The sequence below is a fragment of the Streptomyces sp. NPDC048142 genome, assembly GCF_043202835.1.
GTDB lineage: Bacteria > Actinomycetota > Actinomycetes > Streptomycetales > Streptomycetaceae > Streptomyces.
Genome location: NZ_JBIDBC010000037.1, coordinates 20,184 through 43,771, shown reverse-complemented (window position 1 = coordinate 43,771; position 23,588 = coordinate 20,184). Strand labels below are relative to the sequence as shown.

The window sequence follows — 23,588 nt, the reverse complement described above, 5'->3', positions numbered from 1 at the left end:
CCGTACGACCGGTTTCCCCAGGCCCTGTCCGTCCCCGCGCCGCACTCCGGCCGGCGGACGGACAGGGCCGCGGGCCCGTTCCCGCGCGACGGCCGGGCCTCCGCGGCACCGCTCGAAGAAGACTCCCGCAGCACCACTCGAAGAAGATCCGCCTCTCGCAGTGCTCTCCCAACCGGTCCGGACCGCGCGTCCGGACCGTGACGTGCACCTGTGTTTCACGATTCGGCAGAGCTACGCGTGTAGACAGCCCTCCGGCGCGATAACTTCACCCCGCCCCCAGGCGGGTGCCCGACACCCCCTCAGCCCCTCCGCCCCCGCTCCTGTCCGGCCAAGGAGAGTGCGTCATCAACGCGTCCAGCAGTCCCCCTGCCGTAGAACTGCACGGCATCACCAAGCGCTTCCCCGGCGTCGTCGCCAACCACGACATCGACATCACCATCGGCAAGGGCACGGTCCACGCGCTCGTCGGTGAGAACGGCGCCGGCAAGTCCACCCTGATGAAGATCCTCTACGGCATGCAGAAGCCGGACGAGGGCACGATCGCGATCGACGGCGAGCAGGTCTCGTTCTCCAACCCGGGCGACGCCATCGAGCGCGGCATCGGCATGGTGCACCAGCACTTCATGCTCGCCGACAACTTCACCGTCCTGGAGAACGTCGTCCTCGGCGGCGAGAAGCTGTACGGCATCGGCTCCGGCGCCCGGAAGAAGGTCAAGGAGATCTCCGACGCGTACGGCCTGGGCATCCGGCCCGACGCGCTCGTGGAGGACCTCGGGGTCGCCGACCGGCAGCGCGTGGAGATCCTCAAGGTGCTCTACCGCGGCGCCCGCATCCTGATCCTGGACGAGCCGACCGCGGTCCTCGTGCCGCAGGAGGTCGACGCGCTCTTCGCCAACCTGCGCGAGCTCAAGGCCGAGGGCCTGACCGTCATCTTCATCTCGCACAAGCTGGGCGAGGTGCTCTCGGTCGCCGACGAGATCACGGTGATCCGCCGCGGTACGACGGTGGGCACCGCCGACCCGGCCACCACCACGACCAAGCAGCTCGCCGAGCTGATGGTCGGCAGCGAGCTGCCCTCGCCGGAGACCCGCGAGTCCACCGTCACCGACGTGCCGATGCTGCGGGTCCAGGGCCTGGAGCTCACCGTCACCGACCCCGACGGCACCGTCCGCGAGGTGCTCGCCGGCATCGACTTCACCATCCACCAGGGCGAGGTCCTGGGGATCGCCGGAGTCGAGGGCAACGGCCAGACCGAGCTCATCGAGGCCCTGATCGGGATGCGCGACCCGGACGCCGGGGTGATCACGCTCGGCACGGACGACATCTCGCACGCGCCGACCCGCAAACGGCGCGAGTCCGGCATCGGCTACATCCCCGAGGACCGCCACCGCCACGGCGTCCTGCTGAACGCCCCGCTGTGGGAGAACCGCATCCTCGGCCACGTCACCGAGAAGCCCAACAGCCGCGGCTGGCTGCTGGACAACAAGGCGGCCCGCACCGACACCGAGCGCATCGTCCGCGAGTACGACGTACGCACCCCCGGCATCGAGGTCACCGCGGCCTCGCTCTCCGGCGGCAACCAGCAGAAGCTGATCGTCGGCCGCGAGATGAGCCACGCGCCCAAGTTCCTGATCGCCGCCCACCCCACCCGCGGTGTGGACGTCGGCGCGCAGGCCCAGATCTGGGACCAGATCCGCGAGGCCCGCCGCGAAGGGCTCGCCGTCCTGCTGATCTCGGCCGACCTGGACGAGCTGATCGGGCTCTCCGACACCCTGCGCGTCATGTACCGCGGCCGGCTGGTCGCCGACGCCGACCCGGCCACCATCACCCCGGAGGAACTGGGCACGGCCATGACCGGCGCCGCCACCGGTCACCTCGAAAGCCCGGAGGACGAGGCCCGATGAAGAAATTCGACAAGGACCGGCTGATCCTGGGCTTCGCCGGCCCGGTGCTCGCCCTGGTCGTCGCCCTCGTGCTGACGACCGTGGTGCTGCTCGCGTCCGGGCAGAACCCCTTCGAGCCGTACCGGATCATGTTCGAGTCGGCCAGCTACGCCGACGTACAGGTCCTGATCGTCAACCAGGCCGGCACGTACTACCTCGCCGCGCTCGCGGTGGCCGTCGGCTTCCGGATGAACCTGTTCAACATCGGCGTCGACGGGCAGTACCGCCTCGCCGCCATGGTGGCCGCACTGGTCGGCGCGAGCGTCACCCTGCCGGGACCGCTGCACATCGCGCTGATCGTGATCGTCGCGATGCTCGTCGGTGCCTTCTGGGCCGGTATCGCGGGCTTCCTCAAGACCACCCGCGGAGTGAGCGAGGTCGTCTCGACGATCATGCTCAACTCGATCGCCACCGCGCTGGTCGCCTGGCTGATCCTGCCGGACAACTTCGGTGAGCAGCCGCCCGGCTCCAACAACCTCACCACCGGTGAGATCGCGGAGTCCGGCTGGATCCCGGGGCTGCCGATGGGCGACCTGGCCGGAGAGATCTACGGCTTCACCTTCGTCGCCGCCGGCTGCGGCCTCCTCTACTGGTTCGTGCTGAACCACACCCGGTTCGGCTTCGACCTGCGCGCCACCGGCGCCAGCGAGAGCGCCGCCCAGGCCTCCGGCGTGGACGCCAAGAAGATGATCCTCACCTCGATGCTGATCTCCGGCGCGGTCGCGGGCCTGGCCGGCATGCCGACGCTGCTCGGTGACACCCACACCTACAGCCTCGACTTCCCCACGGGCATCGGCTTCACCGGCATCACCATCGCGCTGCTGGGCCGGAACAACCCCCTCGGCATCGCCCTCAGCGCCCTGCTGATCGCGTTCCTGGACAAGTCCTCGGCCTCGCTCGACCAGCACGGGTACGAGAAGGAGATCGCCACGATCATGCAGGGTCTGATCGTGATCTCGGTCGTCGTCTCCTACGAGCTGGTCCGCCGTTACGGCATCCGCCGCCAGCAGCAGAAGGTCGGCGAGGAGCTCGCCGCCGGACACTCCCTCACGACCGAGAAGGAGGCGGCCCTGTGAGCACCAGCAAGACCATCGCCGCACGCGTCGTTCCCATCAAGGGCGGCCGCCGCAAGCTGTCCCTGCCCGTCGTCCTGCTGATCATCGCGGGCGCGCTCGCCCTGGTCTCGCTGGTCCGCCTCATCAGCGGCGCCAACGACATCACGTCGGTCGGCCAGGTCCGCGGCGCCCTGGCACTCGCCGTCCCGATCGGCCTCGCCGGACTCGGCGGTCTGTGGGCCGAGCGCGCAGGCGTCGTCAACATCGGCCTCGAAGGCATGATGATCCTCGGCACCTGGTTCGGGGCCTGGGCCGGGTTCCAGTGGGGCCCGTGGGTGGGTGTCCTCTTCGGGATCCTCGGCGGCTGCCTCGGCGGCCTGCTGCACGCGGTCATCACCGTCACCTTCGGCGTGAACCACATCGTCTCCGGTGTGGCCATCAACATCCTCGCCGTCGGCGTCACCCGCTATCTCTCCAACTTCGCCTTCGACGGCATCCAGGGCGGCTCCTCCAAGCAGTCCCCGCGCATCGATCCGATCGACAGGATCACCGTTCCGGGGCTCGCGGACTGGATGCAGGACCTGCAACAACGGCACTGGTTCCTGATCTCCGACCTCGCGGGCATCATCGGCGGGCTCGTCACCGGCCTGTCGCTGCTCACCGTCGTCGCCCTGCTGCTGATCCCCGCCACCTGGTGGATCCTGTGGCGCACCCCGTTCGGGCTGCGGCTGCGCTCCTGCGGCGAGAGCCCCACGGCCGCCGAGTCCCTCGGCGTCAACGTGTACAAGTACAAGTACATCGCCGTCACCGTCTCCGGCGGTCTGGCCGGTCTGGGCGGTGCGTTCCTCGCGATCGTCGCCACCGGCATCTACCAGGAGGGCCAGACCGGCGGCCGCGGCTACATCGGTCTCGCCGCGATGATCTTCGGCAACTGGATGCCGGGCGGCATGGCACTGGGCGCCGGGCTCTTCGGCTTCACCGACAGCCTGAAGCTGCGCGGCGGCGCGGAGAACGTCCACGCGATGCTGCTCCTGCTGGCGATCCTGCTGGTCATCGCGGTGCTCTGGCAGCTGTACAAGAAGAAGTACGTCTCCGCGGCGATCTCGGCGGCCGTCTCGGCGCTGCTGTTCACCTGGTACTTCCTGACCGACCAGGTGCCGAGCCAGTTCGTCGACGCCGCGCCGTACGTCACCACGCTGCTGGTCCTCGCGCTCTCCGCGCAACGGCTGCGGATGCCCAAGGCCAACGGTGTGCCGTACCGCAAGGGCGAGGGCAAGTGACGCCGCCCGCCGCCGGAGGCCGGCCGGCCGCCACCGTGTTCGGCGAGGCCGACTGGGAGGCCCTGCGGGTCGCGGCCCGGGACGCCATGTCCCGTGCGTACGCCCCCTACTCGGGCTTCCCGGTCGGTGTCGCCGCTCGGGTGGACGACGGCCGCACGATCACCGGCTGCAACGTCGAGAACGCCAGTTACGGACTCTCGCTCTGCGCCGAGTGCGGTCTGGTCTCCACGCTCCACGCCACCGGCGGCGGCCGGCTGACCCACTTCACCTGCGTGGACGGCACCGGGGCGATCCTGGTGCCGTGCGGCAGGTGCCGGCAGTTGCTGTACGAGTTCGGCGGCCCGGCGCTCCTCCTGGAGACGCCCGACGGGCGGCGCACGCTGGACGAGATGCTGCCCCAGTCGTTCGGCCCGCAGCACCTCGGCTGAACCCCGCATCTCCCGGCGGTGGCCCTTCCCTTCCGCGGAAGGGCCACCGCTCTTTCCCATCTCTATGCGCGTAGAGTCATTGGAACTCTCGCGTACGCACCGGCCGGAAGGACTCCCATGGACGCCATCTCCGTCATCCGCACCAAGCGGGACCGAGGCGAGCTGACCCCCGAGCAGATCGACTGGGTCATCGACGCGTACACCCGCGGCGAGGTCGCCGACGAGCAGATGTCCGCCCTCGCCATGGCGATCCTGCTCAACGGGATGAACCGCACCGAGATCGCCCGCTGGACCGCCGCGATGATCGCCTCCGGCGAGCGGATGAACTTCGACGCGCTGTCCCGCCCCACCACCGACAAGCACTCCACCGGCGGCGTCGGCGACAAGATCACCCTGCCGCTCGCCCCGCTGGTCGCCGCCTGCGGCGCGGCCGTGCCGCAGCTCAGCGGCCGGGGCCTCGGCCACACCGGCGGCACCCTGGACAAGCTGGAGTCCATCCCCGGCTGGCGGGCCCACATCTCCAACGCGGAGATGCTCGACGTCCTGGACACCACCGGCGCGGTCATCTGTGCCGCCGGCGACGGGCTCGCCCCCGCCGACAAGAAGCTGTACGCGCTGCGCGATGTCACCGGCACCGTCGAGGCGATCCCGCTGATCGCCAGCTCCATCATGTCCAAGAAGATCGCCGAGGGCACCGGGGCACTCGTCCTGGACGTCAAGGTCGGCTCCGGCGCCTTCATGAAGACGATCGAGGACGCCCGCGAACTGGCCTCCACGATGGTCGCGCTCGGCACCGACAGCGGGGTGCGCACCGTCGCGCTGCTCACCGACATGTCGACCCCGCTCGGCCTCACCGCGGGCAACGCGCTGGAGGTCCGCGAGTCGGTCGAGGTGCTGGCCGGCGGCGGCCCGAGGGACGTCATCGACCTCACCCTCGCGCTCGCCCGCGAGATGCTGGACGCGGCGGGCCTCAAGGACGCCGACCCGGAGAAGGCGCTCGCCGACGGCTCCGCCATGGACGTCTGGCGCCGGATGATCTCCGCCCAGGGCGGCGACCCGGACGCCACCCTCCCGGTCGCCCGCGAGCAGCACGTGGTGACCGCGCGCTCCTCCGGCGTCCTGACCCGCCTGGACGCGTACGACGTCGGCGTCGCCGCCTGGCGCCTGGGCGCGGGCCGCGCCCGCAAGGAGGACCTGGTACAGGCCGGCGCGGGCGTCGAGCTGCACGCCAAGCCCGGCGACACCGTCACCGAGGGCCAGCCGCTGATGACGCTGCACACGGACACCCCCGAGAAGTTCGACTACGCACTGGAGGCGCTGCCCGGGGCGTACGACATCGCCCCGGCCGGCACGTCGTTCGCGCCACTCCCGGTGGTGCGGGAACGTATCGCCTGACCTGCGCTTTCCTCGTACGGGTGAACGGGACCGGTGGACTGCCGCCGGTCCCGTTCGGCATGCTGGACTCGGGCCTTGCGTCCGGATCAGGGCGGATCAGGGAGCGGGGTCCGGTGCGTGCAGCTGCAAGGCGGAGGATTGAGTCAACGCGGAGCGTTGGTGATTGACCACAACACCACCGCTGAGCTGCTTCAGCGCAGGCTCTACACCGTCATCCCGGAGGACTGGGGGATCTACCAGACCCTCGGCCTCGCCCTGCCGGGGCGGGGCGGGATCTACATCCCCGACCTCGTGGTCGTGGACCGCGCCACCGCCTCCGGGCCGGGGCACACCGTCCCCGCCGAGGAAGCCCGCCTCGTCGTGGAGATCACCTCCCGCGCCAACGCCAACCACGACCGCGTCAGCAAGGTGAACGGCTATGCCAAGGCCGGGGTGGAGCTGTTCCTGCTCCTCGACCCCTGGCACTCCGGCCGCCCGACCGCGACGCTCTACGGGGAGCCGGACGGCGGTACGTACCGGGTGCTGGAAGCGGTCGAGTACGGACGGAAGCTGACCCTCCCCGAGCCGTTCGGGCTGGTGCTCGACACCGGCGTCCTCCCCGTCAGCTGACCCGCGGACGGCCCGCCGCACGGAGAGGATCTGTGCGACGGGCCGCCGTCATGTACGGAGTGAACTACCCGCGAGCCACCGTCACTTGCCCAGGTAGGCGTGGTAGATCCGCACCGAGGACGTGTTGCCCTTCTTGTCGGTGACCTTGGCGGCGAAGGAGATCGTCCTGCCCTTCGCCGGGTTCCTGACGGTGATCTTCCCCTTCTTGACCGTGACCTTCTTCCAGCTCTTGCCGCCGTTGTGACTGACGTACGTCTTCAGCGACTTCAGGTTCCTGCCCGCGGCCGCGCCCAGCACCTTCACCGGCACCGAGACGGTCCTGCCCGCCTTGACCCGGCCGTCGGCGCCCACGGCCGGGGTGAACCGGACGGTGGAGACGGGCAGCATCGTGAACGCGGTCTTCCTGGAGCGGAACGTCCAGGCCGCGTCCACCCGGGTGGAGAGCGGGCTGATCCTCGCGCTGTGCCTGACCGAGGTCGTCAGCTTGTAGTCGGCCGCGCCCGCCGGCACCCGGAAGGGCTCCCAGCCGCTCAACGGGTCGCTGTTGCGGCCGATCTTCTTGCCGTTGCGGTAGAGGACGGTCTTGGCCGACAAGGGGGCGAGCCCGCCGGGGTTGCCCCGGCCGTCCGCCAGCAGCGGGAGGGCCCCGGTGATCTCGTTGCCGTCACGGACGATGCCGAAGTCCTTGTTCACCAGCGGCCCGAACACCGCGGTGTTCACGGTCCTCCGGTACGACCTGCCCGCCTTGTACCTCACCTGCTCGCCGACCCGGTAGCTCGCCTCGTACGTCGGGAAGCCCTCCGCGTCGAGGGGGCCTACCTGGTTGAAGTCGAAGCTCCAGGTCGCTCGGTCGGCGGTGGAGAGGTACAGCGTGCGGGTGCCGGGCAGCTTCTGCTCGGCCGCGGCCGCCCAGCTGCTGCCCTGCGTGGGCAGCTGACCCCAGGCGGTGATCTCGCCCTTCTTCTTCGGCGCGGCCGCTCCCATGGCGATCCTCACCCTGGCCAGCTGCCCGGTGGTGAACGTCCGGCTGTAGCCGGTCGCGAGCCGCTCGACCTTGCCGCCGACCGCGATGTCGTACTCGGTCGACGCACCCTTGGTCCAGGTGCCCGACCAGTGCTGGGCGAGCGAACCGTCGGTGATCCGCGGACCGGTGTGGAGCGTGCGGATGCCGGCCGGCGATTCCATCAGCCAGCCGAAGGAGACCGAGTCGTTCGTCGACTCCACCGAGTAGTCCGGGGAGAACAGCAGGCCCTTCGCCTTCGTGTCCGGCACCGTGATCTTCACCGGCTTCGCCTTGCGGGCGTCGAACGTCAGCGTGGTGTTCTCGGTGACCGCGACCTTGGGCCGGACGATCCAGTCGGCGCCCTTGGTGACGTCGTCCGGGTCGTTGTACACCGTGGAGTTGACCACGTACGTGCCCTTGGGCACCCGGATCCTCGCGGTGCCGTCGACGACCTGCGGGTCCAGGAACGGATAGCCCTCCCCGGCGTCGAAGCGGTAGAGCGTGCTGTCCGCGTAGGCAGCCGGACGGCCGTCCCGCCCCAGGTGCTTGACGGTGAGGTCGTAGCTCTCCACCTCACGCTCGACCGCGGCGGCCGTGCGCACGGTCTGCCCGCCGCCGGTGGCCACCAGATACGCGGAGTACGTGCCGTCGGCGGTGCCGCCGAGCCGGGTGTCGGCGGTCAGCGTCACCGCCGCCGTGCCGCCCGCCGGGACGGTCACCCGGTCCGCGCCGAGCGTGAAGAAACCGGCCGGAGCGGGCTCGCCCCCCGGGCCGGTGCCCGTCGCCTTCAGACTCAGGGTGACATCGCTCGTACCGAGGTTGCGGTACGTGACCTTCTCGGTGGCCGGCTTGTCGTCGGTGTGCGGCCACCGCTGCACCCCGAAACTCACCGAGACCGGGTCGGCGACGACGGTCTGGGCGATGGCACGGTCCACCGCGATCCGGCCGGAGCCCTGCTGGAACGGGTTGTACGCGCCGGGCTTCGTGGACGCGGTCAGCGCGCCCTTCAGCTCCGGGTACGCCCAGTCGGGGTGCTGCTGCTTGAGCAGCGCGGCCGCGCCCGCGACATGCGGGGTGGCCATCGAGGTACCCGAGATCGTCGCGTAGCCGGCGGGCTTCTCGCCCACCTCCCGCGCGATCAGCGAACCGGGCGGGACGGCCGCCGTGGTGTCCACGCCGGGGGCCGTGACATCGGGCTTGACCGCCCCGTCCCCGATCCGCGGGCCGCGGCTGGAGAAGTCCGCCAGCCGGTCCTGGTCGTCGACCGCTCCCACGGTCAGCGCGGCGTTCGCGCTGCCGGGCGAGCCGACCGTGCCCGCACCGTCGCCCTCGTTGCCCGCGGCGATGGCGAACAGGACGCCCTTCTCGGCCGACAGCTTGTCGACCGCCGCCTCCAGCGGGTCCACCTCCGGGGTGTCGGTCCCGCCGAGGCTCAGGTTGACGATGTCGGCGCCCTGGGCGACCGCCCACTCCATTCCGGCCAGGATGCCGGAGTCCTCGCCGTACCCCTCGTCGTCGAGCACCTTGCCCGCGAGCAGCTTGGCGTCCGGGGCCACGCCCTTGAACTTCCCGCCCGACGCGGCACCGGTGCCCGCCGCGATCGACGCGACGTGCGTACCGTGGCCGACCCGGTCCTCGGTGTCGGCGGAGGCGCTGAAGTTCTTCTCCGCCAGGATCTGGCCCTTGAGGTCGGGGTGGGTGGCGTCCGTCCCGGTGTCCAGGACCGCGATCGTGACGCCCTTGCCGGTGAACCCGGCCTTCCAGGCCGTCGGGGCGCCGATCTGCGGGACGCTCCTGTCGAGGCTCGCCCGGCGCACCCCGTCCAGCCAGACCCGGTCGATCCCGGCGGCGGTGGTGACCCGCTCACCGCTCCCGCCCCGGTCGGTGAGCGCCTTCCAGATGGCCGGCGCGTCGGCGGTCGGTGTGGTCACCGACTCGGCGTTCAGCGAGGTGAGGCTCCGGCCGACCTCGGTGGAGCCCGCGCCGCGGACCTGCGCCTTCGCGGTGGCGGCCTGCTTGCCCCGGTAGCCGACGATCAGCTTCAGTCCGTCCCGCTGGGCCCGGAGGTTCTCCGGGCGGCTCAGCTCGGTGACGTCGAACAGCCGCCGGTCGAGCTTGCCGGAGACGATCAGCCGGCGGGCGTCGGCCGGGACGACGAGGGTGTGTCCCTTGTCGCTCATCCGCTGGACCGGGATGTTCTCCCGGCCCTTCGAGGGCCGGAAGGCGACCGGCTTGCCCTGGGCGTCGACGGTGACCCGGTCGCCGGTGACGAGGGTCAGATGACGCAACTCCCGGTCCTGGCCCCGGTCCTGGTCCCGGTCCCGATCCTGGGCCCGGGTGCCGGACGCCCCCCTCGGATCCGGCTGGGCGACGGCGGTCTGGGTCATACCCGCCGTCAGTGCCACGGCCACGGCTGTGGCGACCGCCGGTACGCACGCTTTTCTCACGTGTCTGCGCAACTCTCCCCCTGGAGAACTCGATGGTTTCTCAGCCCGCCGGTCCGCAGCGACGCCGGAATGACGGCTGCGGCCGTCGGTTCACCGAACTAGAGGGAATGCAGGGGGGATTGGTTCACGGGAGGGGAACAGGGAGCCGGGAGTTGACGCAAAACGGCCCCTCCGCGGTGGGTGCCGCGCGGAGGGGCCGATGAATTTCGCCCGCCGCTCCGGTCTGCTTGGTATGGATGCCGAGAATCCGATCGCCCTGACTGTGACCGGCCGGGTCAGCCGTGCCGTCGTACCCGAACTCTGCGCCGAGCTGGAGCGTGCCCTGGCCGGTCCCGGCGGAGCCGCTCTCGCCCCGGGCGCGGCGGTGGACTGCGACCTGGGCGGGGTGATCGGGCCCGATCTGACCCTCGTCGAGGCGGTGGCCCGGCTGGGGCTCGTCGCCCGCCGGTCCGGACGCACGCTGCGGCTGTGCCGCGTACCCCCCGAACTCCGGGCGCTGCTGGACCTGGTGGGGCTGGCCGACGTGGTGACCCTGGAGGAGGGCCCGGACGAACGGGTGCCGGACCCGCGCTGACGGCGGACGGGCGGGCGGGCTCCGGGCCCGCACCGAAGGCGAACGGGCGGATGCCGGGTCCGCACTGACGGTGAACGAGACGGGCGCCGGGCGTACGGTCACCGGCCGGGCGCCGGGGTGCGAAGCCCCGCGCGCCCGCCCGGCGACTCCTACGCGTCGGCCGGCAGCCGGTCCGGCAGGCCGAACAGCGGGAACCAGCGCGGGACGTCCAGGAAGCAGTGCATCCCGGTGATCGACCCGTCGTGGATGTCGATGACCTGGACCGCCCACGGCACGAACCCGTCCCCGTCCTCGGCGGGCTTGTAGTGCGCGAAGCCGGGGGAGCCGTTGGCCGGGACGGGCACCAGCCTGGAGCCCGCGCACGCCGCGCCGATGGAGGTCATGAAGCCCGTGATGTCCCCGGTGCCCCGGAGCCACAGGTCGAACGGCGGCATCGTCATCACCGCGTCCTCGTGGAGCAGCGCGGTCAGAGCCGACATGTCATACCCCTCGAACGCCTTCACATAGCGCTCCAGGAGCTTCTGCTGCTCCTCGTCGAGGGGGTCCGCCGCATCGCCCGGCCGGCTCTTCGTCTCGGTCAGCGTGGCGCGGGCCCGCTGCAGGGCGCTGTTGACCGAGGCGACGGAGGTCTCCAGCAGCTCGGCCACCTCCGCGGCCTTCCAGGCGAGGACCTCGCGCAGGATCAGCACGGCGCGCTGCTTGGGCGGCAGGTGCTGGAGGGCGGCGACGAACGCCAGGCGCACCGACTCGCGCGCCACGGCCGCCTCCGCCGGGTCCTGGACCGATGGCAGGATCCGGCCGTCGGGCATCGGCTCCAGCCAGACGTTCTCCGGGCGGGGGCTCAGCGCGGCCTGGGCGAGCGGGGTCGGGCCCGTCAGATCGACCGGGCGGGCCCGCTTGTTGCCCGCGTTCAGCATGTCCAGGCAGACGTTGGTGGCGATCCGGTACAGCCAGGAGCGCAGCGAGGAACGGCCCTCGAACTTGTCGAAGTTGCGCCAGGCCCGGACCAGGGTGTCCTGCACCGCGTCCTCGGCCTCGAAGGCGGACCCGAGCATCCGGTAGCAGTACCCCGTCAGTTCGGTCCGGTGCCCTTCCAGGCGGCTGTCGATCCCGGCGTTGTCATCGCCTTCGGCGCCCACCGCCGCACCTGTGGCCGTCGTCGTGGTCAGATCCCTCATCGCTCCACCCCTGTCGCGCGCAGCCGCGCCGTGCCGTCCGTCACCCGGTACGTCGGAAGCTACCGCAGGCCACTGACAGTCGGGGCGGTAAGGAGGACATGGGGGCGCCGGGCGGACATGGCCGCGGCCACGATCCGCCCGGCGCCCCTCCGGTGTCCCGCCGGCAGCGGGCGCGTCGCTCAGGTCCCGGGCTTGCGCCCGTACACGTACACGTCGTCGCCGTTCTTCAGCGGTTTCCAGTATGCCTTCGCGTCGGCGGGACGCATGTTGACGCAGCCGCCGGAGCCCGGCGGGTCCGGCACCGGCCCGTACTTCAGCTTCTTGCCGTCCTGGGTCCAGCTCAGCGACGAGCCGGGAAAACCGGTGGAGCCGCCGCCCGGAAGGCCCTATGGTCGCCGGGTTCCCGATCCACGCGCTCACAGCGAGGTGTTTTCGATGACGGTCCGAGCAACGGCGGCCGACTCCGGCCGGCTGTCCCCCGCAGATGCCATGACCTCATCGCACGTATCGAACGCAAGGAACACCTCTCGTGGATCTTCCCCGCATCTTCACCCTTCGCGAAAGTAGCCACCGCATCCACAACCCGTTCACCCCGGGCAAGCTCGCCGACCTCGGTCGGGCGCTGCGCCTGGTGCCCGGTACGCGGATGCTCGACCTCGCCGGCGGATCGGGCGAGATGCTGTGCACCTGGGCCCGCGACCACGGGGTCACCGGGACCGGCGTGGACATCAGCACGGTGTTCACCGAGAAGGCCCGCGCCCGTGCCGCCGAACTCGGCGTCGCCGACCGGGGCACCTTCGTGCACGGCGACGCCTCCGGCTTCGTCGCGGACGAGCGGGTCGATCTCGCCGCGTGCGTCGGCGCCAGCTGGATCGGCGGCGGTGTGGCCGGCACGGTCGAGCTGCTGGGCGAAAGCCTCCGCCCCGGTGGCCTGATGCTGATCGGTGAGCCGTACTGGCGCAAGGAAGTGCCGGACCGGGAAACCGCTCAAGGCGCTCACGCGGGCGACGAGGACGACTTCCTCGTACTGCCGGAGCTGATCGAGCGGTTCGGCGACATCGGGTACGACGTGGTGGAGATGGTGCTGGCCGACCAGGACAGCTGGGACCGGTACCGGGCCGCGCAGTGGCTCAACCTCCGCCGCTGGCTCGACGCGCACCCCGATGACGAGCCGGCCGCCGAGGTGCGGGCCGAACTCACCACCGAACCCGCCCGCTACGCGCGGTACCAGCGGGAGTACCTCGGCTGGGGAGTCTTCGCCCTGATGGCCCGCTGACACCTGCGGGGCTGACGGCCTGGCGGCCCGCTGACGCCTGCGGACTGACGAGTTGACGGCCCGCCGGCGTCCTGGCGGGCCCGTGGTCCGCCGACGGGCCGGTCGGCGCGGGTCCGGGCGGTACACACCGCCCGGACCCGTGCACGGCGCTCGGGCGGTTCAGCGCGTGGCCGGGACGAGCGCCCGCCGCTCCGCACGCGCCACCCGGGTCCCGTACAGGGTGATCGAGACGACCCCGAGGACCGCGAGCAGGCCCAGGGCCACCGTCGCCGTCCAGCCCCCGGCGTGGAAGGCGACCGCGCCGAGCGTGCCGCCCGCGCTGGAGCCCAGGTAGTACGCCGACTGGTAGAGCGCTGATGCCTGCGCCCGGCCCGTCGTCGCGGTCCGGCTCACCGAGGACGAGGCGACCGCGTGCCCGGCGAAGAAGCCGGCCGTGATCAGCACCAGGCCCAGCAGCACGGCGGCCAGCCGGTCGGCCAGCGAGAGCAGCAGCCCGGCGGTCGTGGTGGAGACCGCGAGATAGAGCGCGCCCCGGCGGCCGAGGCGGGCCACCAGACGTCCGGCGGCGGCGGAGGAGACCGTACCGACCAGGTAGACGAGGAAGATCGAGCCGATGACGCCCTGCGGCAGGCTGAACGGCTCCTCGATCAGCCGGTAGCCGATCACCGTGTAGACCGCGCCGAACACCGTCATGAACAGTGCGCCGATCGCGTACAGCCGGACCAGCAGCGGGTCGGCCAGATGTGTGGCGACGGTCTTCGCCAGGGCCTTCGGGTTGAGCGAACCGGGACGGAAGTTCCGGGCCTTCGGAATGAGGAAGTGGAACGCGACGGCGCACGCCAGCGCGAGCAGCCCGACCGCCCCGAGCGCGGCCCGCCAGCCCCAGGCCTGGGCGACCCAGCCGGTGAGGATGCGCCCGCTCATACCGCCGATGCTGTTGCCCGCGACGAACAGCCCGATCGCGGCGATCAGCGCCTTGGGCCGCACCTCCTCCGCCAGATACGCCATCGCGGAGGCCGGCAGCCCGGCGAGTGCCGCACCCTGGACGGCGCGCAGCGCGATCAGCGCGCCCATCGACGGGGCGAAGGGCACCAGCAGCCCGACCACTACCGCGATCGCCAGCGAAGCCGTCATCATCTGCCGCCGCCCGAACCGCTCCGAGAGCGCGCTCAGCGGCAGCACGAACAGGGCCAGCGCCCCGGTCGCCGCCGAGACCGTCCAGCTCGCCTGCCCGGCCGTCGCGCCGAACGACGCGGAGACGGCGGGCAGCAGCGCCTGGGTGGAGTAGAGGAGGGCGAAGGCCGCGACACCGGCGGCGAAGAGGGCGAAGCTCATCCGGCGGTAGCCGGGGCGGCCGGGCTCCAGGCGCTCATGGGCGGCGGCGGGCGCGGCGGTGGTGGTGACGGGGGACGACGGGGCAGAGGCATCCACGACGATGGTGGATGCCCCGGTACTGGCGGGAGGCATACGTCGAAAGTAGAGGGAGAGGTTTCATGCGTCCAATGCATGAAACTGCCATAATCAATCCCATGGCGCATGAACGCAGCTCAGGGCCTCGGCTGTCACCAAGCAGTTACGAAGAAGACATCCGGGCCGTGCTCGCGCCCCGCCTCGCGTACTTCGAGGCGGTCGCCCGCCACGAGCACGTGACCCGCGCCGCGCAGGAGCTCGGCGTCCCGCAGTCCACGCTCTCGCGGGCCATGGTCCGGCTCGAAGCGGACCTGGGCGTCGCCCTGTTCGCCCGCAAGGGCCGTACCGTCTCGCTCACCCCGGCGGGCCGCACGTTCCTCGGCTCGGCGGAACGGGCCCTGGCCGAAGTGGAGAAGGCCGCCGACTCCGTCCGGGCGGACGCCGACCCGACGGCGGGCCGGGTCTCCTTCGGCTTCCTGCACACCATGGGCTCGGAGACCGTGCCCGCCCTGATCCGCGCCTTCCGGGTCGACCACCCCAAGGTCCGCTTCCAGCTCGTGCAGAACTACGGCGAGGCGATGATCGAACGGCTGCGCGCGGGCGGCCTCGACCTCTGCCTCACCTCACCCGTGCCCGACGCCCCCGACCTGGTCGCCCGCCGCCTCGACGAACAGCGGCTGCGCCTGGTGGTCCCCGACGACCACCGCCTCGCCTCCCGCCGCCGGGTCCGGCTCGCGGAGGCCGCCGACGAAACGTTCGTCACCCTGGAACCCGGTTACGGGCTGCGCCGCATCACCGACGACCTCTGCGCGGAGGCGGGCTTCACGCCGCGGGTCGCCTTCGAGGGCGAGGAGGCGGAGACCCTGCGCGGACTGGTCGCCGCCGGGCTCGGGGTGGCCCTGCTGCCGCCGCCCGCGGTCGCCCGCCCCGGGGTCGTCGAACTGACGGTCACCGCACCGCGCGCGGCCCGCGAGATCGGCGTCGCCTGGCTGGACGGGCACCCCGACACCCCTCCGGTCGCCGCCTTCAAGCGCTTCCTGCTCTCGCGCCGGGGAAACCTGCTGCCGGACTGATCCCGGGGGAACCCGCTGCCCGCACCGAGCCCGGGGGACCTGCCGCTGCACCGAGCCCGGGGAACCTGCCGCCCGACCGGGCGGACGCGGGCCGGCGCGCGGCGGGACCCGGGGCGTGCGGGCCCGCCCCTCAGTACCGCAGCGACCGCCCGAACCCGGCGGCCAGCGGCATCCGCAGCCCCAGCGGCGGCGGTGCGGCGAGCGCGTCCGCGACCGGGCGGGCATAGGACCGGGCGAAGAGCGAGCCGCGTACGAAGTCGGCGGCCAGCGCCACCACTTCGGCGCGGTGCTGGCGCAACGCGTGCCCGTCCGAATGGACTTCGAAGCGGCAGGTGTCCCGGTTGGACTTCTTCACCCGCTCGGCCAGCCGGTAGGACAGCTCCGGGTCGGTGCGCTCGTCGTTGGTGCCGTGCACGATCAGCACCCGCCGCCCCACCAGCTGCTTCACCGGCTCCGGCCGGTCCGCCGCCCGCTCCGGCAGCCACGGGGCCATCGCCAGCACCGAGGTCACCGCGTCGTGCCCGGCGGCCCGCAGCGCCGCCCGTCCGCCCATCCCGTGGCCGGCCAGGCAGACCGGCACATCGCCGTAGCGGCGCTGGACCTCGTCGGCCGCCCACCCGGCGTCCTCGGCGGGATGCGCGTCGTCCGCGTTCCAGCCGCGGCAGCGGTAGCGCAGCACGTGCACCGCGAGCCCGTCGCCCACCCCGGCACGGGCCAGGGAACGGGCGAACGGCAGCTGTGCGGCGTACGACAGGGGGGAGGGGCGACGCCGTGAGTCGGCCTCGCCGTCCGGGAGCAGCAGAACCACGCCGCTGACCTCGTCCGTTGCTCCGGCCGTCTGAACGGCCCGTCCCAGCCTGGGGGCAGGCGAGGGGAGTGCGCGCTGTGCCATGACAGAACAGTGTCAGAAGGTGAGGTGTACTCCACCCGACATCACGGTCACTGTTACGCATCGACACGAGGCGCTCTACGCGCGTAGGCGCTAGAGTGCCAAGATGACGAGCCAGACCCTGAATGTCCCTGATTCCGACCAGATCCGGCGCGCCCCCAAGGTGCTGCTCCACGACCACCTCGACGGCGGCCTGCGGCCGGGCACGATCATCGAGCTGGCCCGCGCGCAGGGTTACGACTCCCTGCCCGAGACCGAGGCCGACAAGCTCGGCATCTGGTTCCGCGAGGCCGCCGACTCCGGTTCGCTGGAGCGCTACCTGGAGACGTTCGCCCACACCTGCGCCGTCATGCAGACCCGTGACGCGCTGTTCCGGGTGGCCGCCGAGTGCGCCGAGGACCTCGCCGAGGACGGCGTCGTCTACGCCGAGATCCGCTACGCCCCCGAGCAGCACCTGGAAGGCGGCCTGACCCTCGAAGAGGTCGTCGAGGCCGTCAACGAGGGCTTCCGCGCGGGCGAGCGCATCGCCCGTGCCAACGGCCACCGCATCCGCGTCGGCGCCCTGCTCACCGCGATGCGGCACGCCGCCCGCGCGCTGGAGATCGCCGAGCTCGCCAACAGCTACCGCGACCAGGGCGTCGTCGGGTTCGACATCGCGGGCGCCGAGGCCGGGTTCCCGCCCACCCGCCACCTCGACGCGTTCGAGTACCTCAAGCGCGAGAACAACCACTTCACGATCCACGCCGGCGAGGCCTTCGGGCTGCCGTCGATCTGGCAGGCCCTCCAGTGGTGCGGCGCCGACCGGCTCGGCCACGGGGTGCGGATCATCGACGACATCGAGGTCGCCGATGACGGCTCGGTCTCCCTCGGCCGCCTCGCCTCCTACGTACGCGACAAGCGCGTCCCGCTGGAGATGTGCCCGACCTCCAACCTCCAGACCGGCGCGGCCACCTCGTACGCCGAGCACCCGATCGGGCTGCTGCGCAAGCTGCACTTCCGGATCACGGTGAACACGGACAACCGGCTGATGAGCGGGACGAGCATGAGCGGGGAATTCGAGCGGCTGACCGAGGCATTCGGATACACGCTCGACGACATGCAGTGGTTCACAGTCAATGCGATGAAATCAGCATTCATTCCTTTCGACGAACGTCTCGCGATGATCAATGACGTCGTCAAGCCCGGATACGCGGAGCTGAAGTCCGAGTGGCTCTTCCGGCAGACCGCTGTGACCAGTGGTTCTGTGGTCTCCGGAGGCTGAGGGGCGCAACAGGTGAAAGGGCCGGGACGCAGTATCCCGGTCCTTTTCCGCGTGTCGGGATGTTTGCGGTGGGGGCTGCGGGATGGCTAGCTTGCAGAGCCGCTCACATCCCCTTCCCCAAGGATGAATTCTCCATGAAGAAGTCTGCTGCCAAGACTCTCGGTGTCGCCGCCCTCGGTGCCGCTTTCGCCGCTGCCGCCGCCGGCAGCGCCTCCGCCGCCCCGTCGCTGCCGCTGGACACCGCGGCCGGGGCGCTTCCCCCCGTCTCGGCGCTGGCGCTCGACACCGTCGCGCAGGGTGTCCAGAACGCGCCGGTCCAGGACACCGTCGGCAAGGTCCTCGGCGGCGACGCCACCGACGCGGCCGCCCCGGTCACCGGCCTGCTCGGCGGACTGCCCACCCAGGGCCTCACCGCCAACGGGATCCCGCTCGGCGGCTGATCCCGCCCGCGCGCCGGGCCTCCGGCGCCACCCGCACATGCCGATGGGGCGCACACCCTGGATCAGGGTGTGCGCCCCATCGCGCGTATCTGCTCCCCGTGCTGCCGCGTCACCAGGCCGTCGCGGAGGAGGCGGGCTTCTCCGCGGGCAGCAGCGCCCACAGCGCCAGGTAGAGCAGGAACTGCGGGCCGGGCAGCAGGCAGGAGACGACGAAGATGACCCGCATCGTGCTTGCGGAGATACCGAAGCGCCGGGCGAGGCCCGCGCACACTCCGCCGATCATGCGGCCTTCGCGGGGGCGGACAAGTGCGGCCATGGTGGGCTCCTTCGCGAACCGTTACGGGAGGAGCAGGCTGTCGTGCTCCCCGATGTATCCATAGTGCCGCCGCGAAGGGGGACAAAGCATCCCTCTACGGTGCGAGACCGACCCCGGTAATCGTCGGGGTCGGCCCCCCAGGGGCCTCGTCCCTGAGACGGGTCCCCTGCCAGTGGTGAGGCAGGTCCCGTGCCCCGGGCAGCCCCCGGCGGCGCAGCCGCGCCCGGCAGACCGGGACGACCAGCAGATGGGCCAGCACCACCCCGGCGGTGTTCAGCAGCAGCGAATCGATGTCGACGACCTGACCGGGCACCCCGGTCTGGCCCAGCTCGATGGCCAGCGAGATCAGCGCCCCGGCGGCGACCGTACGCGTCAGCGAGACCCAGGGCGAGACGAAGATCCGGCCCCCGGCCATCGGCAGCAGCACCCCGAGCGGGGCCAGCAGCAACAACGCCCCGCCGATCCGGCGGGCCGCCTCGACCGGTCCCAGCGCGAGGTCCGCCCTGATCCCGGCGAGCGGCTCGAAATTCGCCGCCGTGATCCAGGGAACGTCCAGCGGGCGCAGCGTCAGCCACCCGACGAACAGCAGATGCGCGACAAGGAGAATGACCCCCACCGCGCGGAAGTGGATGACGGTCTGGCCGTCCGAACTGTGACGCACGTCCAGCAAGACGCCCCGACCGGCAGGATCGGTTCCGTGTCGTTGCTCCCGGCCATGCGGACGGCTCTGCCGGGGCGGCTTCGGAGGCGGTACGGGGGGTGTGTGCGGGCCGTACAGGGGCCGGGTCGGCCCGGCCGGACGGCGTACGGCGTGGCCGGGACCCGCGTACAAGCCGCGTCCCCCGCGTCCGTCCCCCGCGTCCGTCCCCCGCGTCCGAACCGCGCGTCCCCCGCGTCAGCCCGGCCGGACCGCGTTCCGCGTGCCCAGGTCCCCCGGTCGGGCCTTCGTCTGCGAGGTGCACAGATAGCCGTGCGGCGGGTAGTCCCCGGGCCCGCCCAGGAACACCGAGCCGTCCCGGACCAGCGTCCCGCTCTCCGCGTACGTGCACACCAGCTGGGCCAGCGCCTCCGCCGACAGGTCCTCCGGCTGGCTGCTCAGGCGCAGGGTGCCCGCCGGGTCGCCGTCCCGGGCCGGATCCACCCGCAGCCCCGCCGGAACCGCCGTGGTGAACCCGGCCCGCCGCTCGCTCGCGGGCGGCACCTGCTGGACCTCCTTCAGCAGCGCGCGGGCGACCGTCACCGGGTCGGCGCCGGCCGCGTCCGCCGGCACCGGACGGTCCACGGTGACCAGCTGCGAGGCGCACACCAGATACACCTCGGCGCTCACCCGGTCCGGCGACCGGGTGGTGACATCCGACGGGGACAGTCGGCACGGCACCCGGGAGGGCGCGGCCCCCGCGTCCACCGGCACCGAGGTCGTACGGATCCCGCACCCGGAAGCCAGCGCCCCGGCCGCCAGCACGGCCGCCAGCGAGGCCGCCGTACGCCGCCGGAACGGGCCCCGCCGGTACGTGACATCGCCGCGCTTCATGTCGCCCCGTCCTCGTCCGGGGCCTGCGCGCCCGGTTCGTCGTGGTGCGCGAGCTTCTCGGCGTCGCGCGGCAGCCGAAGTTCGAAGACGGCACCGCCGTCCGGGGAGTTCGCCGCCGTGATGTCACCGCCGTGGATGTGCGCGTTCTCCATGGCGATGGAGAGGCCGAGCCCGCTGCCCTCCGACCGCGGCCGGGAGGCGCTCGCCTTGTAGAACCGGTCGAAGACGTGCGGCAGCACGTCCTCGGGGATGCCCGGACCGTGGTCCCGTACCTCGATGACCAGCTCCTCGCCCTCGGTCCGCACCCGGACGTCCACCGGCGAACCCCCGTGCTTGAGGGCGTTGCCGATCAGATTGGCCAGGATCACATCCAGCCGGCGCGGATCGAGCCGGACCATCATGCCGCGCTCCGCGTCCAGGTCCACCGCGTCCAGCCAGGCCCGCGCGTCGATGCACGCGGTCACCTGGTCGGCGACGTCGACGGTGTCCAGCACCAGACGGGCGGTGCCCGCGTCGAAGCGGGTCACCTCCATCAGGTTCTCCACCAGGTCGTTCAGCCGCCGGGTCTCGCTGACCACCAGATGCACGGCGGGCGCGATCATCGGATCGAGGGTGTCCGCCTCGTCCTCCAGCACCTCCGCCACCGCGGTGATCGCGGTCAGCGGAGTGCGCAGCTCGTGCGACATGTCGGCGACGAACCGGCGGCTCGCCTCCTCCCGCGCGCTCATGTCCGCGACCTTCTTCTCCAGCGAGCTCGCCGTCCTGTTGAACGTACGGGAGAGATCGGCGAGTTCGTCCGTGCCGGAGACCGCGAGCCGGGTGTCGAGCTTGCCCTCGCCGAGCTTGCGGGCCGCGTCGCCGAGCCGCTGCACCGGGCGCAGCACCGTCGTCGCGGCGGCCTGCGCGAGCAGCGCCGAGCCGATCAGCGCGAGGGCGGTCGCGATCCCCAGCGACCAGGCCAGCGAGTTGAGGTCCTGCCGCTCCTGGTCGAGGGACTTGAGCATGTACCCGGTCGGCCCGCCGCCGATGATCCGCGTACCGGCGACCAGATACGGCGTGCCCGCGATGCTCGTCCGCTGCCAGAACAGGTGGTACTCGTGCTCGTTGCTCGACGTCAGCGGCTGCTTGCGGGCCACCTGCTTCTGCAGCGATTCCGGCACGACGGCCCGGGTGAAGCTGTCCAGGTCGGAGTAGCCCACGATCGGCTTGCCGCGCTCCCGCTCGTCCTCCAGCAGCACGCTGTAGCCGGGGCTGCTGGACGCCATCTCCCCGGCGGCCCGCTGGAGGTCGTCCTTGGTGGGACGCACGGGCAGCCCCGCCGCGGTGTCCTGCATCTGCCGCCGGAAGTCGTCGAGCGCGGTGTCCTGGGTGCGGGTCAGCACGGCCTCGCGGTTGAGCCAGTACGCGATCGCCGACGCGGACACCGCGGCCGTCAGCGCCACCAGTGCGAACACCACGACGAGCCGCAGCCGCAGACTGGTCCAGCGCAGACCGGCGCGCAGGGACCGCTTGGCGGTTTCGGTCACTGAGGCGAGTCCAGCCGATAGCCCACGCCCCGCACCGTACGGATCAGGGTCGGCGAGGACGGCACGTCCTCCACCTTCGCGCGCAGCCGCTGCACACAGGCGTCCACCAGACGGGAGTCGCCCAGGTAGTCGTGCTCCCACACCAGGCGCAGCAACTGCTGCCGGGACAGGGCCTGGCCGGGCCGGCGGCTCAGCTCCAGCAGGAGCCGCAGCTCGGTCGGTGTGAGCTGCAGATCCTCACCGCCCTTGGTGACGGTCATGGCGGAGCGGTCGATGACCACGTTGCCGAAGGTCGCCGAGTCGGTCGACTCGCGCTCCCCGCGGCGCAGCACCGCCCGGATCCGGGCGTCCAGCACCCGGCCCTGGACAGGTTTCACCACATAGTCGTCCGCGCCGGACTCCAGTCCCACCACGACGTCGATGTCGTCGCTGCGCGCGGTCAGCAGAATGATCGGCAGCTGGTCGGTGCGGCGGATACGCCGGCACACCTCGAAACCGTCGATACCGGGCAGCATCACATCCAGTACGACCAGGTCGGGTCGCTGCTCACGCAGCAGCTCCAGGCCGTCCTCTCCCGTCGCCGCGGTGGCCACACGGTGGCCCTGGCGTGACAACGAGAGTTCGAGGGCCGTGCGGATGGCGTCGTCGTCCTCGATCAGCAACAGGAAAGGCACGAACGTCATTCTGGCCCATGGTGGCGCTTCAGTTCGACCTGCGGTCCGGTCCGATTGTCCGGGCACGGCCGCAACCGCCCCTGTGACAGGCCTGTGACAGTCGGGGGACAGCGCCATGAAACTGCCCCGGCAAGCTCTTCGACAGCAGGCAACGAACGGACTCCACAGACAGGGGGCGCGAGATGAACGCACTGCACAGCACCGGCTCAAGCGCTGTTGTCACGCGTCTCCACGACGTCGGGCGGAGCACGGAGAAGTCCGGCGTGATGAACATGCGGGGGTGTGTTCGCAGCGCCGGGCGTCAGCACCAGTCGGCAGCGGAGCAGATGCGTACGCCGTACATGACGGTCGTTGACGCGCCCACGGGGGGCAACGGGGCGAACGCGTACGGGAAGGCCACGGGGGATCGCACGGCCTGGACGGAGAACGCGGACGCCGAAGCGGCGTTCACGGCCTACGTCCAGGAGCGGCGGGCCTCCCTGTACGCGACCGCCTACCACCTGACCGGCGACCGCTTCGAGGCCGAGGACCTGCTGCAGAGCGCCCTCTTCTCGACATACCGGGCGTGGGACCGGATCAGCGACAAGGCGGCGCTCGGCGGCTATCTGCGCCGCACCATGACCAACCTGCACATCAGCGCCTGGCGCAGGCGCAAGCTGAACGAATACCCGACCGAGGAGCTGCCGGAGACGGTGGGCGACACGGACGCGATGCGCGGCACGGAGCTGCGGGCGGTGCTGTGGCAGGCACTCGCCCGGCTGCCCGAACTCCAGCGCACGATGCTGGTCCTGCGGTACTACGAGGGCCGCACCGACCCGGAGATCGCGTCGATCCTCGACATCAGTGTCGGCACGGTGAAGTCCAGCATCTGGCGCTCCCTGCGCCGGCTGCGTGAGGACGAGGTTCTCAGCTTCGGACGTGACGAGCAGGAGTCCTTCGGCGAGCTGGTGGCCTGAGGCAGCGGGGGGAACGGGGGAGAACGGCCACTGCTTCGGGGGAGGCAGGGGTTACGGGGGAAGTTCGGGGGAGCGACGGGGGAGCAGGAGCCACGGGGACCGGGGGGACCCGGGGGAAGCACGGGGAACGGCTCATCGCTTCGGGGGAAGCGCGGGCCACGGGGGGAAACACAGCGGGGTCGTACGGGCCGGGGGGTCCTGTACGACCCCGCTTCCCGTGTGGCCGGTGGGCCTGGAGAGGCCCTTGTTAGGGTGAACGGGCCACGCCAAATGCGGGTGGCGCCAAGGAATTCCATGGGGGACGAGTGAGCAGCCAGGCAGGCG

Annotated in this window: 21 protein-coding genes and 1 pseudogene; 12 read left to right on the top strand and 10 right to left on the bottom strand. The window is 71.6% G+C overall.

Annotation, left to right across the window (positions count from 1 at the left end; translation table 11 throughout):
- Positions 1–320 precede the first annotated feature (320 nt).
- The 6 genes from ACGF2Y_RS31885 to ACGF2Y_RS31860 all read left to right on the top strand — a co-directional run bounded on the left by ACGF2Y_RS31885 (position 321) and on the right by ACGF2Y_RS31860 (position 6,710).
- Positions 321–1,904 carry an ABC transporter ATP-binding protein gene (locus tag ACGF2Y_RS31885; protein ID WP_392954718.1) on the top strand — a complete coding sequence of 528 codons (1,584 nt, stop codon included), beginning with the start codon at positions 321–323 and terminating at the stop codon, positions 1,902–1,904.
- On the top strand, positions 1,901–3,019 hold the full coding sequence (locus ACGF2Y_RS31880) for an ABC transporter permease (protein ID WP_392954670.1): 1,119 nt from the start codon (positions 1,901–1,903) through the stop codon (positions 3,017–3,019). The genes ACGF2Y_RS31885 and ACGF2Y_RS31880 overlap by 4 nt, the downstream gene beginning before the upstream one ends.
- Positions 3,016–4,278, top strand: a complete 1,263-nt coding sequence (locus ACGF2Y_RS31875; protein ID WP_392954668.1) for an ABC transporter permease — start codon at positions 3,016–3,018, stop codon at positions 4,276–4,278. Before ACGF2Y_RS31880 ends, ACGF2Y_RS31875 begins: the two co-directional genes overlap by 4 nt.
- Positions 4,275–4,706, top strand: a complete 432-nt coding sequence (locus ACGF2Y_RS31870; protein ID WP_392954667.1) for a cytidine deaminase — start codon at positions 4,275–4,277, stop codon at positions 4,704–4,706. The genes ACGF2Y_RS31875 and ACGF2Y_RS31870 overlap by 4 nt, the downstream gene beginning before the upstream one ends.
- A 117-nt stretch (positions 4,707–4,823) precedes the next feature.
- On the top strand, positions 4,824–6,101 hold the full coding sequence (locus ACGF2Y_RS31865; protein ID WP_392954665.1) for a thymidine phosphorylase: 1,278 nt from the start codon (positions 4,824–4,826) through the stop codon (positions 6,099–6,101).
- 117 nt (positions 6,102–6,218) lie between these two features.
- Positions 6,219–6,710 (top strand): Uma2 family endonuclease, encoded by a 492-nt coding sequence (locus tag ACGF2Y_RS31860; protein WP_392954663.1) that lies wholly within the window; start codon positions 6,219–6,221, stop codon positions 6,708–6,710.
- Positions 6,711–6,791: 81 nt separating this feature from the next.
- On the opposite strand, the gene ACGF2Y_RS31855 is transcribed toward ACGF2Y_RS31860, so the two are convergent.
- On the bottom strand, positions 6,792–10,100 hold the full coding sequence (locus ACGF2Y_RS31855; protein WP_392954661.1) for a S8 family serine peptidase: 3,309 nt from the start codon (positions 10,098–10,100) through the stop codon (positions 6,792–6,794).
- A 259-nt stretch (positions 10,101–10,359) separates the two neighbouring features.
- On the opposite strand from ACGF2Y_RS31855, the gene ACGF2Y_RS31850 reads away from it, so the two are divergent.
- Complete coding sequence (locus ACGF2Y_RS31850) at positions 10,360–10,734, top strand: STAS domain-containing protein (protein WP_392954659.1); 375 nt, start codon at positions 10,360–10,362, stop codon at positions 10,732–10,734.
- Between the two features lie 149 nt (positions 10,735–10,883).
- On the opposite strand, the gene ACGF2Y_RS31845 is transcribed toward ACGF2Y_RS31850, so the two are convergent.
- Both ACGF2Y_RS31845 and ACGF2Y_RS31840 read right to left on the bottom strand, forming a co-directional pair.
- Positions 10,884–11,912 carry a sigma-70 family RNA polymerase sigma factor gene (locus ACGF2Y_RS31845; protein ID WP_392954657.1) on the bottom strand — a complete coding sequence of 343 codons (1,029 nt, stop codon included), beginning with the start codon at positions 11,910–11,912 and terminating at the stop codon, positions 10,884–10,886.
- A gap of 179 nt (positions 11,913–12,091) precedes the next feature.
- A pseudogene (locus ACGF2Y_RS31840) lies at positions 12,092–12,256 on the bottom strand (L,D-transpeptidase); the annotation flags it as partial.
- A gap of 185 nt (positions 12,257–12,441) precedes the next feature.
- On the opposite strand from ACGF2Y_RS31840, the gene ACGF2Y_RS31835 reads away from it, so the two are divergent.
- On the top strand, positions 12,442–13,188 hold the full coding sequence (locus ACGF2Y_RS31835; RefSeq protein WP_392954655.1) for an SAM-dependent methyltransferase: 747 nt from the start codon (positions 12,442–12,444) through the stop codon (positions 13,186–13,188).
- Between the two features lie 159 nt (positions 13,189–13,347).
- Here the strand turns inward: ACGF2Y_RS31835 and ACGF2Y_RS31830 are convergent, their stop codons facing one another.
- Positions 13,348–14,655, bottom strand: coding sequence for an MFS transporter (locus tag ACGF2Y_RS31830; protein ID WP_392954653.1), 1,308 nt, complete (start codon positions 14,653–14,655; stop codon positions 13,348–13,350).
- Positions 14,656–14,717: 62 nt separating this feature from the next.
- Between ACGF2Y_RS31830 and ACGF2Y_RS31825 the strand changes: the two genes are divergently transcribed.
- Positions 14,718–15,671, top strand: coding sequence for a LysR family transcriptional regulator (locus ACGF2Y_RS31825; protein ID WP_392954651.1), 954 nt, complete (start codon positions 14,718–14,720; stop codon positions 15,669–15,671).
- Positions 15,672–15,801: 130 nt separating this feature from the next.
- On the opposite strand, the gene ACGF2Y_RS31820 is transcribed toward ACGF2Y_RS31825, so the two are convergent.
- Complete coding sequence (locus ACGF2Y_RS31820; RefSeq protein WP_392954649.1) at positions 15,802–16,563, bottom strand: alpha/beta hydrolase family protein; 762 nt, start codon at positions 16,561–16,563, stop codon at positions 15,802–15,804.
- Between the two features lie 103 nt (positions 16,564–16,666).
- On the opposite strand from ACGF2Y_RS31820, the gene ACGF2Y_RS31815 reads away from it, so the two are divergent.
- Positions 16,667–17,821: an adenosine deaminase gene (locus tag ACGF2Y_RS31815; RefSeq protein WP_392954647.1), complete on the top strand. Its 1,155-nt coding sequence runs from the start codon at positions 16,667–16,669 to the stop codon at positions 17,819–17,821.
- A gap of 134 nt (positions 17,822–17,955) precedes the next feature.
- On the top strand, positions 17,956–18,261 hold the full coding sequence (locus ACGF2Y_RS31810) for a hypothetical protein (protein ID WP_392954645.1): 306 nt from the start codon (positions 17,956–17,958) through the stop codon (positions 18,259–18,261).
- A gap of 109 nt (positions 18,262–18,370) precedes the next feature.
- Here the strand turns inward: ACGF2Y_RS31810 and ACGF2Y_RS31805 are convergent, their stop codons facing one another.
- From ACGF2Y_RS31805 to afsQ1, 5 genes are all read right to left on the bottom strand, one after another.
- Positions 18,371–18,577: a PspC domain-containing protein gene (locus tag ACGF2Y_RS31805; RefSeq protein WP_392954643.1), complete on the bottom strand. Its 207-nt coding sequence runs from the start codon at positions 18,575–18,577 to the stop codon at positions 18,371–18,373.
- Between the two features lie 94 nt (positions 18,578–18,671).
- Positions 18,672–19,244: a VanZ family protein gene (locus ACGF2Y_RS31800; RefSeq protein ID WP_392954716.1), complete on the bottom strand. Its 573-nt coding sequence runs from the start codon at positions 19,242–19,244 to the stop codon at positions 18,672–18,674.
- Positions 19,245–19,472: 228 nt separating this feature from the next.
- A complete protein-coding gene (locus tag ACGF2Y_RS31795; RefSeq protein ID WP_392954642.1) occupies positions 19,473–20,108 on the bottom strand; it encodes a hypothetical protein in 636 nt (211 codons plus the stop codon).
- Positions 20,105–21,634 carry an ATP-binding protein gene (locus ACGF2Y_RS31790; protein ID WP_392954640.1) on the bottom strand — a complete coding sequence of 510 codons (1,530 nt, stop codon included), beginning with the start codon at positions 21,632–21,634 and terminating at the stop codon, positions 20,105–20,107. Before ACGF2Y_RS31790 ends, ACGF2Y_RS31795 begins: the two co-directional genes overlap by 4 nt.
- The gene (gene afsQ1, locus ACGF2Y_RS31785; protein WP_078533099.1) at positions 21,631–22,308 is read right to left on the bottom strand and encodes a two-component system response regulator AfsQ1; all 678 of its coding nucleotides are present in this window, start codon (positions 22,306–22,308) and stop codon (positions 21,631–21,633) included. The genes ACGF2Y_RS31790 and afsQ1 overlap by 4 nt, the downstream gene beginning before the upstream one ends.
- Positions 22,309–22,490: 182 nt before the next feature.
- On the opposite strand from afsQ1, the gene ACGF2Y_RS31780 reads away from it, so the two are divergent.
- Positions 22,491–23,264 (top strand): SigE family RNA polymerase sigma factor, encoded by a 774-nt coding sequence (locus ACGF2Y_RS31780; protein ID WP_392954638.1) that lies wholly within the window; start codon positions 22,491–22,493, stop codon positions 23,262–23,264.
- Positions 23,265–23,588: the final 324 nt, after the last annotated feature.